This is a genomic window from Njordella calcicola (genome assembly GCF_056494125.1).
Genome location: NZ_CM151396.1, coordinates 1,695,087 through 1,713,224, shown reverse-complemented (window position 1 = coordinate 1,713,224; position 18,138 = coordinate 1,695,087). Strand labels below are relative to the sequence as shown.

Here is an 18,138-nt window from a genome sequence, read left to right as displayed (position 1 = left end):
AATTTTTATCCTAAATCTGTAAAACGTGTAAACAAAACAATTAGCCAAACAGCAAATTGATGGCAGCAATAATTCCATCAAGATCCCCAAGATCAAACACGCCATCCGCGTTATAATCAAGGATTACCGACGGATCAAAATTCACATTGCTGGAATCACCGGTGAATAGAGCATCAATCGCATTGATGACTCCTTCCAAATCCCCAAGGTCAAATACGTTATCGCCATTTGTGTCACCAACAGCAAAACTTTGCGGCTCAGCTTCGATAAGAATATTATCAACAGCAAACCACCAGTTGTTTTCCGAATTGACTTTCGCAATACGAAGCGTCATTTGATTGCTGTTCTGAGCAGGCAAAGCACTGAAAGCATCGCCAAACTGGAATGACTGTGGAGCGTTAAACGTCGCGAACTGCGGGTTACTACCATCAATGAACAGGAAGTCGGCGTAGGCAGTACGCATCGCAGGAATATCTGACGAATCGAGATCCAACAGGATCGTCCAAGTTTGACCGCCATCGAAAGACACATCGATGAAGCCTCGCTGAGGATTCTCAGCTCGGAACTCCCAGTCCAACGTGATCTTCAAAGTTGTATTGGCATAATTCGTCAAATCATATGTACGAGTGATAAACGAATTGAATTCTTGAAGGCCATCTGACACATCAACGTCGAAGTCATCCTGAGCATCGGAGTCCGCGACCAATACGGTATTTCTGAATCCGAAGATGCTCGGCTCGTTAAAGAAAGATCGCTGCTGACCACCTTGCTGGTTGATCCAGGATTGAACATCTAATGCACGCCAACCTTGAAAGGCATTCTCCGCGCTTACCGTGAGCATAAGCGAGTTATCGACCACCCAATTTGGAATCTCGTCAGCGTAGTCAGTCCCGTCCCCTGGTGGCTGCCCAACACCACCCTCTGGAAACGGCAACAACGCCAAACCTTCAAAATCCTCGAATTCATTCAAGCTCGCACCGTCTGTCAAACCAACATTGTCGACCGCGAACCACCAATCATTACCGGACTCAATACAACCAAATCGCACCGTCATGGTTGTCGCACCGTGCGTCGGCGTGAAATCAGTACCAGCCGCGAACGAATTCTTTGTCGGCTGAACCGTATACCCAAGTGGATTAGTCGAGTAGCGGGTGTTGTTCGCAACGGCAAAAGGACCATACACAGGATCCTGCTGCCATAGAATCGAGGCAATTGTGACTAAATTCTGCCAAGTTACACCGCCATCGAACGAAACATCGACGACGCCGATTTGGCGATCTTCGGCCACAAAGTCCCAATCGAAGCTCAACTGCAACGCCGATAGGTTTGCAGCGGAAACATCGTAGACTCTTTGAACATAAGAGTTATATCCTTGCGATGGCTTGCCCGATGGAGCAAAGTCATCCCAAGCATCTGGATCGGCCACCAACGCGGTGTTATTCTCAACACCGAACTTCATTCGATCGCGTCCAGCCTGAATCCCTTGCTCTTGAATCCAAGAGTTGACGTCCATGGCAGCCCAACCGTTATAGGCATGCGTTACAAGCGTGTTGTCTACATGGTTCGGCGCATTAAAAACTGTCCAGCCCGGAATATCCCGTGTCCAGTCAGTACCATCTCCAATAGTAACATTCGCCACGCTAAAAGGCTTCATCGTCAAGCCTTCGAAATCATCAAATGCAACAGTCTGCAACTGTGCAGTCGCTGCACCTCCGCCCAACGCAACTGCAAGTACGCTTAGAGCGGCGTAGGAACATGCTCGTCCCTTCAGAAAACTAAAAATATCAAAAGTCATAAAAACCTCTAACCAAAGTGAATAGAACTAAGACCACAAACCCAGCAAACTCCCCCCTCCCAAGCTCTTCAAAATTAACACCACTCAAAGATGCGAATCTAAGATTCATGCATTCGCTTATCATACGAATGAAAGTGAAGATCTATCGTTTGTAACAATGAATACGACGTGAAGAGAGTATAAAAATCAATCAATATCCAAAGGCGCATTTTTACTAAATTACAAAAACTACGAAAAACAGATCTGAGTACCGCATTCGCTGGATGCAGTGAATGTGAGCTGAAGTTCAATTCAAAGCTCTTCATTAAAGAATTCCATACGAAAAGAGCCCCATGAAATATCCATAGGGCTCTTGAGACACTCTAAAGATTTGACTTATTAGCTGAACCTTGTTTTGCAATCTTTAGAGATAGGTTTAGTGAGACAGGGTTTTTCGAGATTTCTACAGTAGGGGCAGTAAGCTTCAATCTTGGAGATTTATTGCACGTCCGGACGCTGTGTCGACTCTTGTCCTGCTCGTGTTCCTAGCGCACTAAAAATCTTTAGCTCAATGTTCTCCGATATAAACTGAACAGAACCGTCACCGTAACAGAAGTTTGCTCCGCCAGCATGCATACTGCCAAAGCTTACTTCATAGGCAGCCCACTCTGCACTTGCGTCAGAGTATCGAGTCGTAGGCTTTTTATAGTTGATTTGTACAGCTGTCGATCCTCCCATCTCAGACCAGTCCGTTCCTTCCCAGTTATCGAAATCATCACCGCCTACAGCCCAATGGTCCTTGCGACCAGTGTTTGGATTTTCTTGCCGGGCTGAATCGATTGCCAAATCAGGATCTGGTTCGGCTTCACCGAACATCAATGTGTTTGAAAATCCGTCGAGAACTTGGCCAGCCTTGACAGCCCCCCCCGGACCGCCGGGTATTAGACGATTCTCAACCCCTGAAGTGCCACGGGGCCTCGTAATAAACAAACCGTCCAACTCGGAGTGGTGCAGCGTTCTTTTCCCGCCTCCCCAAGTTGGCCTATTCGGACGCCCCCATCCAAAGTCGGGTTTCCAATCATTCGGCTGAATGCCCGTTACTACTGCCAAGTAATTTGCAGGCTGCCTTGCTGCCACAAACCAAGGTGGGGTGTAAGTCGATGCATCAAAAACAGGCTCGCGAGCCCTCGTCGACGGACAATGCATGAATGGCAAATAGGTTTCGCAAGCAGCGATCTGACGTTCCACTGCCGACGCTGACTCCATCGTTGGATTTGTCACCGCCACTCCTGCAGCCCAATCAGTAGAACCGAATCGTAGCCCAGAGAAAATTGCATTTTGTTCGATAAACGGCAGCAAAAATGCAGACCAGTGCCCGCCTTCTTCCGCTTCGCCTAACATTGGCAACTGCTCTTTATAAGCAGTCGAGAATTGGATTGTCGCCAAGCCTAATTGACGTATATTACTCGCGCAACTAGACTTCCGGGCCGACTCTCGCGCATTCTGTACTGCAGGCAATAACAGCCCTGCAAGTATTCCGATAATAATGATCACTACCAGCAATTCAACGAGCGTAAAACCCCGCTGTTTTTTAATGTGATTTTTGGAACGCATAAATCTTGTATCCTTTCGAGGCTTAAAACTAGGGTGACTCGCAGCGACTACTTCGCTGGAATGTCGAAAACAAATTCGTTGTTCGAGACTGGCTTGACGACGAATGACACCTGACTTGTCTCGTCAGTCAAATATCTCTCGGGAACTAACTCGACCACTTTTAGAAACCGATCGTCGTCAGCCTTTTCTTTTGCCAAATCAATTTCCAATTTTTGGCCTTCCGCCTGAATGCATGAAAATGAAACCAAGTACTCACCTTCCGCAATTCCACTTCCAGCAGAACTACGCAATGTCAAGTTGCCATCTTTATCTGTTTCCCCAACGCCCATATTGAACCTTGTTGCAGGCACTCCAGTTCGGCGGAAGTAGACGAGCAGTCGCGGGTACGATTTCCCACCAAGAGTTACCTTACCAGTGACCGTGTACAGAGGCGGTTCAGAGTTGCACCCACACACCGACAACATCAAAGTTGTCACGAAAATAGCCTTTGCCCAAACACCCATTAGATTTTCCTAAAAGATTGCAGGTTGATGATTGGTCAAGAAGATACCAGATGGACTTTTTGCTATAAGGTTCAATTCATTACGTTTTGGTGATGTATTGATTAAGAAAACCTACATAGAATCTAAATGTCAGAGTCGCTTAAGTGAATCGATGTCAAATCTGTACTTAACAAGCAGCCAAATTCTTTAGCAAAGTTCACCGATATACGCGCGTGGACTCTTCCTTGACGGTCGATGAAACGCTGCCTTCCAGACAACGCAAAGACGCCTTCATGCCAAACGTTGGGATGTATATAGCAACCTTCGTCACCATGAAAAAGGAAGAACTTGAAGTCCTCAATGGCGACGTCGTCTCCGGGCAAAGCTAGTGGAACGAGATAGGGGCGATTGTCGAGTGGGGTTCTTCGTGGAATTTAGTGATTAAGGGATTTCCAAGTCGAGGTTGAGTTTACCGCAAAAGAACAGGATCCGAGTACGGTAGTTGTCGAAGTTGCGAAATCCGCGAGCTGAACTTTTGATGGATTGGATACGACTGTTGAAGCCTTCGCTGATCGCGTTGGTTATTCGATGGTCTATGTAGGCCATAAGACCCTCATAGTGCCTCTTGAGCATCTTGGCGACTTTCACCATCGGTTTGATTTGGCAGCGTGTGGCCCATCCGTACCAGCCAGCGAACGTCATCTCAGCAGTGTCTCGATCGGTACATTCCCAGAAGTGCCTGAAATTCTCCTTAAGCGACCATGCTCGACCTGTTTTGATGTCCGAATGCTGCAACTGGTAGAGATAGTTTCGATCCGCCTCCGACAATTTCTCACGTGCAAATAGCAGTAGTTGCCTAGTGCCCTTGAGTCGCTCATCACCTCTCTCGGCAAGCAATCGACTCTCCTGGCGGCGGACAAGATCAACTGCTTCTCCAAGGTACTTACTGACGTGGAATTTGTCGTGCACAATAGCAGCGTTTGGATACACTTCCCTGATGGCAGCTAGGAATGCCTTCCACATATCAGCGGCAACCGCTTTGATCTTCGCTCTTTGTGGTTCGGGCAAGGTTTTTAATAGCTTTTCTGCAGACTGCTGCGTCCGCTGAGGAACAACTTCTAGCACGCGGTGCTGATCCAAGTCGGTCAAGACCGAAACGTAATCCTGCCCTTTACCAAAGTTCTTTTCATCGATACCAACATGCTCAATTTCGTCCATGTTTCGGCGTTGGAGCCCACGCTCCACCGCACGCTGCATGATGCCATTAGTTGCCGCCCAATCTATTCCCAGTAGCTTAGCGGCCGCTGAGAGCGATGAGCAAGCTTGAATGACTTCAATGGCAACTTGTTCAAACATAAGCGTAAAACGTCCGTGCCTTTGGGCCCATGGAATCGCTATGGTCAACACGCCGCACTGAGAGCATTTGCTTCTGGGAACCAAGGCGTGGATGCGAGTCACAAATTGCATCGTATCCAAATGCCTCCAAGTTCGCTCAGGGGCAAGATCGGCTTGTGAGCAGGCGGCATCACAGCGAGGACAACGCAGAGTTGTTCCGGTATGATTGATGTGAATGTCTACGGCCTTCTCAGCAGGGCGAAAATCAACCGATTGCACGCTCCAGTTGTCGTCCAAACCAAGTAACGCATGATAGTGAGTAGTAGTTGCTTCTTTCATAGACAAAGAATACGCTAACGGCCAAATCTACGCACCTACCCACTAAATTCCACGAAGAACCTCGAGTGGAAAGAAAAGTTGCCCGCCATCGGGATGATAGTTTGCATGCCACAGCATAAGTCGTTCTGGAGTTTGATCATGCCCTCGCTGGGCCTCGTTAGGCATCTGGGAGTAGCCGAGGATGTATTGACCATCGACTGCGGCATTGAAACCAAATAGGACGTCGCCATCCCAGCTACTGGCAAAGATTCCCTCAGTCACGCCACCTTCATCTCCACTGTCTTCATCGACAGGACGCCAGCCCGCCGCAGGCCACCGCACGATCTCGATCTCAACTTCATCAACATGATGGATGATCGAGCCGTAGCCTTCCAAAGAAGCTTCCGTCGCGCGAACAATCGGAGCCGAAAACAGGGTTAACCCAGTTGGAAGCTGGGGGTTGAGATAGTCCGTTGCCATAGTAAATCCTTGCTATTTTTGCGCAGTTGATGAAGTGGCGAGCGTAGGCTCGCGAGTATCGGTAAGCAGCCATGCTGCGACAGTACATAGCAACGCGGTACTACCCGCTATGTATGTCAGTGGCCAAAGAAACGTCGAAAAATCCGAGCCGGGCGTGAAGAAGCTTTTTCCTAACAGGACAAAGATGTATCCGAGGTAGCCTGCGAAATCCGCAAGGCACATCAAATAGGCGAGATTGCTACTCTCCTTGGTAATCGCAATGAACCGCTCGAAAATAGTGGTGTGCACTGCAACATACGGCAAGTAAAGCCCAATCCCAAAACAAATCATAAATACTAAAGGACTAATCATCGAGAATTGAGCTAGGCCTGTTGAAATCAGCACGAGCCCTAAGCCGAAAACACACAATAGCATCGAAAACCTTATGGCACTTCGATTGCTGACCCATAGCACAGCAGCACCATTAAAGACCGTCACCGCCATCCCCACCCAGAACTCCGTAATGCCGAAAAGTGCAGGCGTCGTCTCCACCTTCAAGCTTCGCCAAATCTCTGGTGCAAAGTCCGACCGAACGCTTCGCAATACAGTGACCAGCACAAACATAATGACGATCGGCAACAGACTTCCGCTGTACTTCCAGAAAAACTGCCTGCGATCGCTGGCGGTCATCGGCTTGCGAATCGACCGCACGGCCCTGTCATGCTCGCTAGGCTGCGGGATCTGCGTCAGCATCCACACAAAGAACATCGCTGGCATCATAAACAGCATCCCGACGACCGATGGCATCCAAAATTCGCTGACACCATTGACCAATAGCCACTTCCCACAAGCCTTTGTAAAGCCATCGGCCAGAATAAAGCTGGTACAAAGGATGGCCGCCATCGCCTCTGTGCTGCGGCGGCCTTCCAGAAAGCCAACCACAAATCCAAACACCATGCCTAGCGGCAGACCATTGAGTATCAAACAAAACAAGTTGTATGGCCTTGGGACGATCGCGAATCCGATAAGAGACAACTCGGCACTCAACAATAAACCAACAATCCACACCGCGCGACGATGAGGAGCAACTTCGGATGCATACTTGATACTAATCAACTTGGCGAGCACATAACCAACCAGTTGCGACGTCACGGCAAGCGTCTTGAACGTCCATACAGACACCGAAAGATCTTGGAACTCTGCGACGGACAACGGCTTGCGAAAGGCATACATGCAGAAATAAGTTCCGAACGCAGCCAACGAGGCCCATACAAACATTGGAAATTGCGAGCCAGTCGGCCTTGGCAGCTCCAGCAAGTCTCGGCCAGTTGCCTCCAAGACACTCGAATCCAAGTGAACATGATTCACGATGCGTTACTTCCTGTCTCAAAAGATCCTACTAGCATCGAACTGCAGTTCATCGTGGCCGAACCTAAACGATCGTTATGAATCGACTACGTGAAAGCTATCAGGCCGTAGTAAAGCACCTACAAGACGGCTTGAAAACTCGTTTGTCGTTAGCTTCTCATGAAGAAAATGCCCATCCATAATCCGTGTGAATTTCACGTGATGTTTCCATGAAACAATGGGCTTGCTTGTCGTAGCACCGTCGCAATCTACCGGCATTTTCCTTCATGAAAGAGCTACGATTTTCAATACCTTGACTGCGATCGATGAATATCGTGATAGAGGTCTTCGCTTGGACGATTGACGAAATGCAGACTAGTCATCATCGTGTGCGTCTGAAACTCCCCAAACATTTCCAAGCTTACGACGTGCTTTGACCGAGGTAACCTTTATGAACGCCGCTGAAACGATTTTGCAACTCTTTAAAAGCCGGGGACACAGCGAGTATGGAGGGGAAGACGTGACGCAATTGGAGCACGCGTTACAGTGCGCTGCCCTTGCAAAGCAGTCTGGAGCGTCCTCCGCGCTAATCGTTGCGGCACTGCTCCACGACATCGGTCACTTGCTGCATGAACTACCCGACGACGCGCCGGATCAAGGAGTGGACGACCATCACGAAAACAGTGGCAATCGATTCCTGCAACAACATTTCAATGATGATGTTTGCGAGCCCGTTCGACTGCACGTGGATGCCAAGCGTTACCTATGTGCTGTTGACCCGAACTACGAATCCCAATTGTCTCAACCATCGCTGCTAAGCCTTCACCTGCAAGGTGGCAAGATGAACACTGACGAGATCAACGCATTCGAAAGCAACCGCTTTTATCGTGAAGCAGTTTCGTTACGGAAATGGGATGACCTTGGCAAACTTAAAAGCCTACAAGTTCCAACAGTGGAGACATACCTACCGCTGATTGAGCAATTAGCCCAAGAAAAATCATCTGCTTCGACGTTGGCATAAGTGACAGAATGGAAGACTCAGGAGCTTGCAGATTCCTATGAAAAACTATGACATCGCCGTGGTCGGTGGAGGAATCATCGGACTCGCCCATGCGTGGCGTGCTTGGGTAAGAGGCTATAAGGTTGCAATCTTTGAGCGAACTCGTCGAGCGAGCGGTGCATCGGTACGCAACTTTGGCATGATCTGGCCGCTGGGCCAACCGCAAGGAGAACGGTTCCAGCGAGCATTGCAATCAAGAGAACTCTGGATTGAACTCGCTTCTAACGCCGGATTCTATCTATCGCCCTGTGGATCCTTGCATTTAGCTCACCAAGAAGATGAATGGCAAGTGCTGCAAGAATTCGCGACACTTATCGCAAATGACACCGAAGTTGAAATCCTCGATGCACAAGCAACATTAGCGAAATCACCTGGTGCAAACCCAGAGGGACTGATCGGCAGTTTGTGGAGCCCCTACGAACTGGCAGTAAATCCTGTTGAAACCAGCGCGGCGATCGCCAAATACCTCGAACGACAAGCCGTCGACTTACATTTTGGTACTGCCATTCAAGCGATCGACGACAATTGCTTAATTGCAACCGATGGCAGGTCTTGGACGGCAGAGCGAATTCTGATTTGTAGCGGCGATGACGTCGATACGCTCTACCCTTCGTTGTTACGCTCGTCACGATTACGCAAATGTAAATTGCACATGATGAGGACTGTTCCGCAACCCAACCAGTGGCGCTTGGAGACTCACGTGGCAAGTGGTCTTACACTGCGACATTATCAAGCGTTTCAGGCATGCCCATCCATAACGCAATTGCAAAATCGTATTCACCAACAGTCACCAGAACTAGACCGTTACGGAATCCATGTCATGCTTTCACAAAATCAACATGGAGAAATCATCGTCGGGGACTCGCATCAATACGACGATGACATTGAACCATTTGATCAAGAAGAGATTGATCAATTAATCCTCCGCGAAGTCCAGCGGCAGTTTGCTATCCCAGATTGGCGCATCAGCGCGCGTTGGAGCGGCCAATATCTCAAGTACACGGATGCAGCGTACTTTACTGCGACGCCAGCAACAAACGTAGAGATTATCACCGGTTTTGGTGGAGCCGGAATGACTTTGTCGCTGGCTGCCGCCGAGGAAACCTTAACTAGGATATTTGATAAGGAGATTGCTTGTGCCTGATCCCATGATTCAACGTCTGAAAGCCATTGTCTTCGACTGGGCCGGGACCACTATCGATTTTGGCTCGTGCGCTCCGACGGAAGTCTTTAAACGTGCATTTGCAGAGCATGGAGTGACAATTAGTTCTGCGCAAGCTCGTGAACCGATGGGACGTGCCAAGTGGGATCACATCCGCTGCATCACCGACATGCCTGAAGTCGCGCAACAGTGGAAGGCTACGCATCGAGCGACAGTGACCGATCATGACATTGATGCGTTGTACGAATCGTTCATGCGACTTCAGGGAAACTCGCTAGTGGATTTTTGCAAACTGATCGATGGTGCGGCTGAACTCAACCAATGGTGTCTGGCGCAGAATATAAAAGTTGGATCAACCACTGGATATGTCCGCTCGCAGATTGCTGTTCTATTGGAGCACGCTGCTAGACAAGGCTATCATCCAGCCTGTGCAATTGGAGCTGATGATGTTCCTCGAGGGCGTCCAGCGCCATTTCTGCTCTTTGAAGCCGCCAAGCAGTTGGATGTTTATCCGATGAATCTTGTGGTGGCTGTCGACGATACACCGGTTGGAATCCAAGCCGGCCGTAACGCTGGATGCTGGACGATTGGTATTTCGCGCACTGGTAATGAAGTTGGCCTCAGCGAAAACGAACTTGCAAGTTTATCGTTGGACGAGCAAGCCCAGCGAATTCAGGTGGCGGCAAAGAATCTCTTTGCGGCCGGTGCGCATTATGTTGTAGAGAGCGTAGCTGATGTGCGACCTGTTTTGCAAGACATTGATCGCCGCATTGCAGGCGGTGAAAACGCCTGTAGTTAACCTTTCTCGATTACGCCACACACGACCTGCCATCGATCGGACTGGCCCTTCTATTTCCCCAATTGAATTTCACGCAGAGTCGCATTGCTCGCAAATTCTCACTAGTGGTGCGTCTACATCTAAAGTTGGTGACAGTCATTGCGGTGCGTAGGAACCTCGCCCGCTTTTCCGAAGGCTTGCGAACGGGACGGTAGCGAGCCAACTCTGAAATCGAATCCATTGACTGGTGCGTTTACCTGGAAATGTCGAAAAATCTTGAAAAACGCTCTTCCCTTTGGCCATATCGCCACATACGATATCAGTGTGTCGCTACACCAACACACCAAAACAGCATGTTCACTTCTTTTTTCACAGTGGACCCAAAAAAATGCAATTCCGCATTGATGTCGATAATGGCATGCCAATCTACGAACAGTTGGTACGTCAAATAAAATATGCAATCGCTGAAGGGACGGTCGTCAGTGGCCAATTGGTTCCGAGCGTGCGGGAGCTATCCAAATCGCTGGCGGTAAATCCCAATACGGTCCAGCGAGCTTATCAGCAGTTGCAAGCCGAAGAAATCGTCGAACCTCTGCGCGGCCGGGGCATTGCCGTATGTTCGGGAGCTAAGCAACGCTGTAACTCTGACCGACAAAAATTGTTGGTCGATCGACTTGCAAGCGTCTTAGCCGAAGCGATGCACTCCGGGCTAGATGAAAACCAACTTCAAGATCTGTTTCATAAGGCACTGCAATTGGCGAAGAAAGGGCGTAAGTCATGAACCATGTTATTGAAATCAAAAATGTTACCAAGCGTTTCCGGCGTAAGGAAGCTTTGCATGATGTGAGCTTGAATGTCCCTGCAGGTTCGGTCTTCGCTTTGCTTGGCGAGAACGGAGCTGGAAAATCGACGTTGATCCGGGCCTTGTTGGGGTATCACAAAATCGATGTCGGTTCCATTTCCATCATGGGTCTAGAGCCGTTCAAACAACCGCTGGAGCTTCGTCGCAAAGTCGGCTATCTAGCAGATTCCCCAGCACTTTACGACTGGATGAAAATTTCCCAAATTGGCTGGTTCACTTCTGGTTTCTACCCTGAGGGGTTTTTAAAGCGGTTCGCGACACTGATTGAAGAGTTTGAGCTGTCTACCGACGTTAAGATTCGCCATTTGTCCAAGGGGCAAAAGGGCAAGCTCGCTTTGGCGTTAGTCATAGCCGCTGATCCTGAACTGTTCATCATGGACGAGCCCACTTCAGGGTTAGATCCACAAGTGCGACGGCATTTTCTAGAGTCGATGGCAGACTTGGCTTCTGCCGGGAAAACTATTTTGCTCAGCAGCCATCATATCCCTGAAGTCGAGCGCGTCGCCGATTGGATAGCGATCTTGCATCAAGGCAAAATTCGCGTCTGCGGACCTTTGGAAGCGATCAAGCAGTCCATTCGAAGCTTGACGTTTTCGCTGCACGATCCACTAGCACCTCTACCAATTGAGTTGGATGATTTGGATAGGCTTTCGACGACGGTCCAAGGGCGATCCGTTTCCGTAGTGGCTCAAGGGATAAACGAAGAGTTCTTACGTCAATTGTCAAACAACGATCGAATCTTTGATGTTCAGTCGCATCGCATCAATTTAGAAGAACTGTATTTGGCAGTCACCAGCACCAACTCGGATTGGACAGGTTCGATTGCGTTAGGCAACGAATCGATTTTATCCTTTTCGGCCGATGAATCCTTCACAGTCAGCCAAGCCTAAGGAGCGGAATTATGGACTCATGGACCATCTATCGTCATCTGCTGTGGAAAGAGTTTCGCGTCTTGTCGCCGTTGGTAGCACTGACCGTTGGCTTGACCGTCATGGTGCAGTTTTTGGCATTCTCATCACAGAGGATCATTCATTCTTGGAGTTTGGACTTGCTCCTGGCAGAAGCGATTCCGTTTCTTGTTGCCATGATTTGCATCGGTGTATCGATCGGATTTGAACGCGATAGCACGTCGTGGAATTGGTTAAGTTCCCTGGCCGTACCCTGGCAGACAGTACTCTATTCGAAGGCCTTCGTATCGATCGTCCTAGTTGTTCTATCAACCATAGTGCTTCAGATCTCCGAGTACTCGCTCTTGACATGGACGGAAAATAATGTCAACACGAATTCGCCTCTCTCGGAAACAATCTTTTATCCGAGTACAGTAACGATTAGCTTTCTGCTCATATTTTTTGGCAGCGTCCTGCTGACGCGTCAAACGCTAACAGGCATTGCAACAGCATTGTTCATTTTAGGTGGAGCACTAGCGGTTTTACCGATTGTGGTCGTGGTGATTCTATCCATCGCAATCGCAGTCGGCGGTATACGGCTATTTCAGTGGCGCTGGACCAGCGGTCAGTTTGCGGATATCTTTCAGTCGTTTTCGGAAACCTTCTCATCCGGAAAGCAAAACTGCAGTCTAGTCACTTACAGTTCTACGCTGATAGTATCGCGACCGAACTGGTGGCAGGCCTTTCTATGGCAGGTCGCTCGGCAATCATTTCCTATGCTGACAGCAGCCATTCTTATTTGCTTGTTCGTTCAATGGTTACCCGAGTCGTTGAAGCTGGCAAGGGCGCTAGGCTTGGTTCTAGCGGTCCTACTTACCGGAATGGCCACTCTTCATGTCGATGTCAGCCAGCAGCAGTTTCGATTCTTGAGTGATCGGGGACTGCCGATCTGGCGATCGTTTTTCCTTCGAATGTTCGTCACGCTGCTTGCATTTAGCACGGTCGCTTTCCTGGGCGCTCGAACTGGTGCTAACTTGCCGGAACTACTGGCCCTTTTCATGCTCCTAGCGATGGCTTTCGCTGGGATTGCGACTTCCAATTCTGCCGTTATCGCTGTCATGATTAGTATATTAGGGTCAATAACCTATATTTTTTTGTTCGGCTATTTTTCTTCTATGGGAACTTCCCTCGGCGATTCAAATCATTCAAGTCCCGAAACGTGGCGTATTTGGTTTGACTGGAATATTGGGTTTCACTTTGGCGTATTTGTAACTTTAATGTTGCTTGTTACGATTTGGATATGGAGCATTCGCTACAGACGTTCTAATGCTTGGCTGCTGATCCGATTCGTGGCAGCTTTTTTCGCCGCATTTGCAGCAGCTTCCCTATTAGCGATACCGCACGTTTTTTACGAAGTCGCATATGTTGATCCACAAGTCTTACTTAGCAAGCAGACATCTCCAGTTTTTGTGTATCCCCATAACGCCGTGATACGGCCCACATCTCTCCTTACCAACGACCGAAACTCGGGCTTTATCAACTACTCACTCGGTCGCGAACAACTTGAACGTGATATTGCGGAAAGCAATGAAAGACGGGCAGCAAGGTTCACAACAGAAGCGGATGAGCGAACGTATGTTGACTCTTTAGGACGCATCCGAGCCCCAACCAGGGCAATTTCAGATCCCCAACGAGACGAATATATCAGCAAACTGTTGCATCAAGTTGGCAACGTTAGACCTATTGATATCAATAGCCTCGAGGGCATTACTAGTGGATTAGGCCTTCAGTCGCGAAAGTATGCACTTTATTCCTCTGGATCAGGCTATGGACTTGCAGAAGTGGTTGCTACGGAGCTAGCGGAAATTGTCTTTGCAGGTGTTTACTTAAAGCAGTCAGACTTGGTGACTGCCGCTATGAATAAGTATCTGGACATTATGGAACTTCCAGAGCCCGCTTTTACAGATGATGCCTTAACACCTTTAACACTGATTACAAATGACGAATGGAAAGAGTTTATTGCCGACGAACAACGATCCAGGCTATTACGTCTTCCAGATCAAACACGCCAGCGGTTGGTAAACCGTCGCGCAAGCTTAATGAAAAGTCGATACGAAAATATTGGAAAGGACCATGCCTGGCCTTGGAGTAAAGCGCATGAGCAACGTCATTTATTGAGGAGTTACGTTCTCTTTGAGCAACACCAGGGGCACAGTTATCTCCAATTCAACAACGTACTTGCAACTTTGAAGCGTACTATCGAAGAAGTTTCGAGAGCAAGTACTCCGTAAGTTGAGTGTCACGTGTTCACTGAATGCGGCGGTATAAACAACTCAACCGAATCCTATTCTGTCGTTGCTTGCCCGCGGTTGCGAAAGATTCCTTTGAGTGCATCACGGATTGGGGTGCCGCTAGCGGCAGGTTGCTCGCCACTGGCCGCTGCTTCTTTCGCTGCCTCCTTCGCTACACGTCGTCGCTCGATTAACTCTTTGGCAATATCCGTCGCCGCATTAATCACCTGGTCCGCTTCTCCGCTGGCCAGTCCTTCCAACGCGCCCACCACGGCTGCTGCAGCAGGTGCTTCTTCGGTCAATTGAGCTTGAATGGTCCCCAGCAGCACTCCAGCATCGCCCCGCAATACTTGCCAATCCAACCGCGGCTGGTCCAATGTGCCCGTGATCGGTAAATCCATCGTGGGTATACCAAGCGCCTTCACCGAATCTCGCCTCGCAAAGTTCTCGATCGGTACCGGAATCTTCAACTGCAAATCCAAAGTGCGATCAGCCAAGCCAACTGTGCCACTGCTGCTGATCTGTAAACGTGGGTCGACTCTCGGTAGCCCAAACTGCAAACCGCTATGAGCTACCTTTTGATCGGCAACGGTAACATCAATCTGCGAACCATCGACAAATACAATTTCTTGCAATGGCTCACGACCTCGGATGCGAGCCAGCAACTCCAATAATTGAATAATCTGCGGGTCTGATGGCCCACTGCGAACCTGATGCATGGTCAAGCGTGCGTCACCGGTCGACAGCAGCGGTTGGTCAAGATCGATATTTAAAGCACCCACCTCCAGCGAGACCTGGCCGTCAAACCAAGCGGACTTCGCTAGCAACGGGACGGCGTAACCAAGCCCTAATTGCATAAGTTCCTGAGTTAATTCCACTTGATCCAGGATGGTACTGGGCTGCACCACCAATCGAGCCCCATCAGCAGTCGCTTGATATCTGAATTCCGTACTAAACGGTGGCACCACGACCAACGGTGCATCACTGGCTTGCTGCTGGACTTTCGCGGAAAAGTTACGAACGTCGACATCAATTTCGAACTGCGGCCTCGCAGTCACGCTTGAACTAGTCGTGGCAGTTGGTCCCTGCAGGGCATCGAGGAACTTGGTGAGGTTGGAACCATCGGCCAGCAACTCAATGTCCACGGTTGGTTGGTGAATCGTGACCTTGCCTAAACGCTTGCCTCCTATCAAGTAACCGAATAATCCGCGATGGGCGACGATCGAATCAATCTTGATCAAAGGAACATCACCGTCCTGCTTCATCGTGATCCCATTAAACTCCAGTGGCGCGAACCAGCGAAGTTTGACCGCATCGATTGTCAACACAAATCGGTCTTGTGCCAAACGTTGAATAATCGGTTCCGTGATCCATCGCGAACCAGCGATCGTGGGCAAGAAGGCCAAGAAGACCACAAAGCCTATCACCAATAGCAACAGCAGATAGAACAGTTTTCGCATCAGCAAGTCTACTCGGCGGTATCCAGGTAGGGATCTTGGCCCATTTCCTTCTGGACTTTGGTTCGTTCCTTTTCATGATACAGCAACGACATACGATCGCGAAAATGTTTGCGTTCCACTTTTCGCTGAGCACGTCGCAGAGTGGCGACATACTTTGGCAGCGGGCCACTGGATTTCTCTCCCGTCTTGCGATAGTTAGCCGCTCGCTTCAATCCAAAAGCGTTCTTTAAGATGTCATCGTCCAGCGATAGGTACTGGCGATAAGTCCCCGGATCTCCCTGGCGACCGCAACGTCCGATCAATTGACGGTCGATACGCGCGGCATCGTGCAACTCGGTACAAATGACAAACATCCCCCCCAGCTCTTTGACGTCTTCTTGCAGTTTGATGTCCGTTCCACGACCGGCCATATTCGTCGCGACCGTGATTTGTCCTTTTTGACCAGCTTGAGCGACGATCTCTGCTTCGCGGGCAATCTCGTTGGCGTTCAAGACATCGACAGCGAGACCTTCCTTACGCAACATCTCTGCCAAGATATTCGATTTGTCGATGGACCGCGTTCCAATCAGAATCGGTCGCCCTTGAGCATGAATCTCTTTCACCTCTTCGACAATCGCAGCGAATTTTTCTAGCATCGTTCCGTATACGCGGTCGCTCAATCGTACACGCCGGGGGGGGCGATTGGTTGGAACTTGAATAACGGGCGTTTGATAAATGCGACGCAATTCCTTGGCGCTAGTGGCCGCTGTTCCGGTCATGCCTGCCAAGTGTTCGTAACGCAGGAATAGGTCTTGGATCGTGATGCGAGCCGCTTGGCCAGTAGGCACCGAGACCTCCAAGTTCTCTTTTGCCTCGACCGCTTGGTGGATACCGTCCCGCCATTTTCGTCCGTCGGCTAAGCGACCTGTGAACTCGTCGACAATCACGATTTCACCTTCGCGAATTACGTACTGTCGATCCAAATGATAATCGCGAGCCACACGAATAGCCCGCTCGGTATACTCGTACAGATCGATTAGCGGAGCCAAACGCATTTCTTCGGTACGGGGCAGGGCGCGTACCAACTGGCGACCGCGCGAGTTCAACTCGATCTTGCGATTCTCGGGATCAATTTTATAGTGCTCTTCATCGACAAAATTCACGGCATTTTCAGCCGCCCAACGATACATCGCAATTACCATCTCACGAGCTTCGTCCCCCAACGAACCGATGATCAGCGGCGTTCTCGCTTCGTCGATCAAGATACTGTCAGCCTCATCGACCAGCACAAAATGCATGCCTCGTTGCACCGGCGAATCGCCGCTATTGGTCCATCGCTGTTCGCTGCCTGCTCCAAGAAAGCCATCGACCAAGCGACCGGCGGCTCGCAGCAGCAAGCGGTCTCGTAAGAAGTCAAAACCGAACTCTTTGGCCGTACCATACGTGACATCGCATGCATAGGCCTTGCGTCGCTGGTCTTGCAAGTCAGGTGTAAGGACGATGCCAACGCTCAAGCCTAACACTTTAAATATGGGAGCCATCCATTCCGCATCACGCTGAGCTAGGTAATCGTTGACGGTGGCCAAGTGAGCTCCTTTGCCGATCAGCGAATGCAAGATCAGCGGAAGAGTTGCCGTCAGGGTTTTGCCTTCCCCTGTCTGCATTTCGGCGATGCACCCGTTGGCGAGTGCGACCCCGCCCAAGATCTGCACATCGTAGTGACGCATGCCCAAAGCACGACGTCCTGCTTCGCGAATTAAAGAGTACGTCTCGGGAAGCACTTCCAGAGGCGATTCGCCAGACCGGACTCGGTACTGCAGCGATTTAGCCTCCTTCTTCAGTTGGCTGTTGGTCATTTCCCGGCGGCTAGCTTCCAAGGCATTAACCGCTTGGACTTGGCGAATCCACTGCGCAATCTTCACCTGAGCAACGCCAGGAATTCGCCAACCGGCTGTGACTCGCGGGCGACTGGGTAACTGAACCTTTGTGGTCAAAGGCGATGGCTGGACGTCAACACCAGGCGATTGTTCAGCGGGCGCTGAAGGAGCAGCAGCATCTGGCGGAGAAAGCAGTGCTTCCGTTTGTTCGCCGTTTTGTTCAGTGGAAGTAGCCAAGCGGAAAAGTCTCCATCGAGCTCGCGGGTTGTTTGCCCTAATTCTACAACTTTTCCACCGCCCTCGAATACGAATGCAGGAAAACTGTAAAAGCAGTTTCGATGTGGTCACGCCCATCGAAGAAGCCCTGCAAGTTCCCTAACGGAAGCGTTCTGCTAGATAAAGGGAGTTTAATCTCCGTAAAACCGACGCCACTCATCACCTTAGGCAATTTAG

15 protein-coding genes are annotated in these 18,138 nt (G+C 49.7%); 6 read left to right on the top strand and 9 right to left on the bottom strand.

The genetic code is table 11. From position 1 onward, the window contains the following. Positions 1 to 40: 40 nt before the first annotated feature. The 7 genes from SH302x_RS06515 to SH302x_RS06485 form a co-directional block, all read right to left on the bottom strand. Positions 41 to 1,795 (bottom strand): hypothetical protein, encoded by a 1,755-nt coding sequence (locus tag SH302x_RS06515; RefSeq protein ID WP_479367923.1) that lies wholly within the window; start codon positions 1,793 to 1,795, stop codon positions 41 to 43. Between the two features lie 477 nt (positions 1,796 to 2,272). Further along, a complete protein-coding gene (locus tag SH302x_RS06510) occupies positions 2,273 to 3,388 on the bottom strand; it encodes a DUF1559 family PulG-like putative transporter (RefSeq protein ID WP_479367922.1) in 1,116 nt (371 codons plus the stop codon). A gap of 47 nt (positions 3,389 to 3,435) precedes the next feature. Next, entirely contained in the window at positions 3,436 to 3,891 is a 456-nt protein-coding gene (locus tag SH302x_RS06505) for a hypothetical protein (protein WP_479367921.1), read from the bottom strand. 122 nt (positions 3,892 to 4,013) lie between these two features. Continuing rightward, positions 4,014 to 4,253: a cupin domain-containing protein gene (locus tag SH302x_RS06500; protein WP_479367920.1), complete on the bottom strand. Its 240-nt coding sequence runs from the start codon at positions 4,251 to 4,253 to the stop codon at positions 4,014 to 4,016. Positions 4,254 to 4,311: 58 nt separating this feature from the next. After that, positions 4,312 to 5,544 carry an ISL3 family transposase gene (locus SH302x_RS06495; protein WP_479363897.1) on the bottom strand — a complete coding sequence of 411 codons (1,233 nt, stop codon included), beginning with the start codon at positions 5,542 to 5,544 and terminating at the stop codon, positions 4,312 to 4,314. 42 nt (positions 5,545 to 5,586) lie between these two features. Then, positions 5,587 to 6,003: a hypothetical protein gene (locus SH302x_RS06490; protein WP_479367919.1), complete on the bottom strand. Its 417-nt coding sequence runs from the start codon at positions 6,001 to 6,003 to the stop codon at positions 5,587 to 5,589. A 12-nt stretch (positions 6,004 to 6,015) separates the two neighbouring features. Further along, a complete protein-coding gene (locus SH302x_RS06485) occupies positions 6,016 to 7,350 on the bottom strand; it encodes a DUF5690 family protein (RefSeq protein ID WP_479367918.1) in 1,335 nt (444 codons plus the stop codon). A gap of 430 nt (positions 7,351 to 7,780) precedes the next feature. On the opposite strand from SH302x_RS06485, the gene SH302x_RS06480 reads away from it, so the two are divergent. The 6 genes from SH302x_RS06480 to SH302x_RS06455 all read left to right on the top strand — a co-directional run bounded on the left by SH302x_RS06480 (position 7,781) and on the right by SH302x_RS06455 (position 14,369). Beyond that, positions 7,781 to 8,350, top strand: coding sequence for a phosphonate degradation HD-domain oxygenase (locus tag SH302x_RS06480; protein ID WP_479367917.1), 570 nt, complete (start codon positions 7,781 to 7,783; stop codon positions 8,348 to 8,350). 37 nt (positions 8,351 to 8,387) lie between these two features. Then, positions 8,388 to 9,533, top strand: a complete 1,146-nt coding sequence (locus SH302x_RS06475; RefSeq protein ID WP_479367916.1) for a TIGR03364 family FAD-dependent oxidoreductase — start codon at positions 8,388 to 8,390, stop codon at positions 9,531 to 9,533. Continuing rightward, entirely contained in the window at positions 9,526 to 10,350 is an 825-nt protein-coding gene (phnX, locus tag SH302x_RS06470) for a phosphonoacetaldehyde hydrolase (protein WP_479367915.1), read from the top strand. Before SH302x_RS06475 ends, phnX begins: the two co-directional genes overlap by 8 nt. Before the next feature lie 367 nt (positions 10,351 to 10,717). Next, positions 10,718 to 11,110, top strand: a complete 393-nt coding sequence (locus tag SH302x_RS06465; RefSeq protein ID WP_479367914.1) for a GntR family transcriptional regulator — start codon at positions 10,718 to 10,720, stop codon at positions 11,108 to 11,110. Beyond that, positions 11,107 to 12,081 carry an ABC transporter ATP-binding protein gene (locus SH302x_RS06460; RefSeq protein ID WP_479367913.1) on the top strand — a complete coding sequence of 325 codons (975 nt, stop codon included), beginning with the start codon at positions 11,107 to 11,109 and terminating at the stop codon, positions 12,079 to 12,081. Before SH302x_RS06465 ends, SH302x_RS06460 begins: the two co-directional genes overlap by 4 nt. 11 nt (positions 12,082 to 12,092) lie before the next feature. Next, complete coding sequence (locus tag SH302x_RS06455) at positions 12,093 to 14,369, top strand: hypothetical protein (RefSeq protein ID WP_479367912.1); 2,277 nt, start codon at positions 12,093 to 12,095, stop codon at positions 14,367 to 14,369. 53 nt (positions 14,370 to 14,422) lie between these two features. Here the strand turns inward: SH302x_RS06455 and SH302x_RS06450 are convergent, their stop codons facing one another. Continuing rightward, positions 14,423 to 15,829 (bottom strand): AsmA family protein, encoded by a 1,407-nt coding sequence (locus tag SH302x_RS06450; protein WP_479367911.1) that lies wholly within the window; start codon positions 15,827 to 15,829, stop codon positions 14,423 to 14,425. Between the two features lie 8 nt (positions 15,830 to 15,837). Next, positions 15,838 to 17,922: a preprotein translocase subunit SecA gene (locus tag SH302x_RS06445; RefSeq protein ID WP_479367910.1), complete on the bottom strand. Its 2,085-nt coding sequence runs from the start codon at positions 17,920 to 17,922 to the stop codon at positions 15,838 to 15,840. Positions 17,923 to 18,138: the final 216 nt, after the last annotated feature.

Coding starts and splice junctions, on each gene's coding strand:
- SH302x_RS06460 (WP_479367913.1), top strand. CDS start 11,107: ATGAACCATGTTATTGAAATCAAAAATGTTACCAAGCGTTTCCGGCGT.
- SH302x_RS06480 (WP_479367917.1), top strand. CDS start 7,781: ATGAACGCCGCTGAAACGATTTTGCAACTCTTTAAAAGCCGGGGACAC.
- SH302x_RS06505 (WP_479367921.1), bottom strand. CDS start 3,891: ATGGGTGTTTGGGCAAAGGCTATTTTCGTGACAACTTTGATGTTGTCG.
- SH302x_RS06475 (WP_479367916.1), top strand. CDS start 8,388: ATGAAAAACTATGACATCGCCGTGGTCGGTGGAGGAATCATCGGACTC.
- SH302x_RS06495 (WP_479363897.1), bottom strand. CDS start 5,544: ATGAAAGAAGCAACTACTACTCACTATCATGCGTTACTTGGTTTGGAC.
- SH302x_RS06465 (WP_479367914.1), top strand. CDS start 10,718: ATGCAATTCCGCATTGATGTCGATAATGGCATGCCAATCTACGAACAG.
- SH302x_RS06510 (WP_479367922.1), bottom strand. CDS start 3,388: ATGCGTTCCAAAAATCACATTAAAAAACAGCGGGGTTTTACGCTCGTT.
- SH302x_RS06450 (WP_479367911.1), bottom strand. CDS start 15,829: ATGCGAAAACTGTTCTATCTGCTGTTGCTATTGGTGATAGGCTTTGTG.
- SH302x_RS06515 (WP_479367923.1), bottom strand. CDS start 1,795: ATGACTTTTGATATTTTTAGTTTTCTGAAGGGACGAGCATGTTCCTAC.
- SH302x_RS06455 (WP_479367912.1), top strand. CDS start 12,093: ATGGACTCATGGACCATCTATCGTCATCTGCTGTGGAAAGAGTTTCGC.
- SH302x_RS06490 (WP_479367919.1), bottom strand. CDS start 6,003: ATGGCAACGGACTATCTCAACCCCCAGCTTCCAACTGGGTTAACCCTG.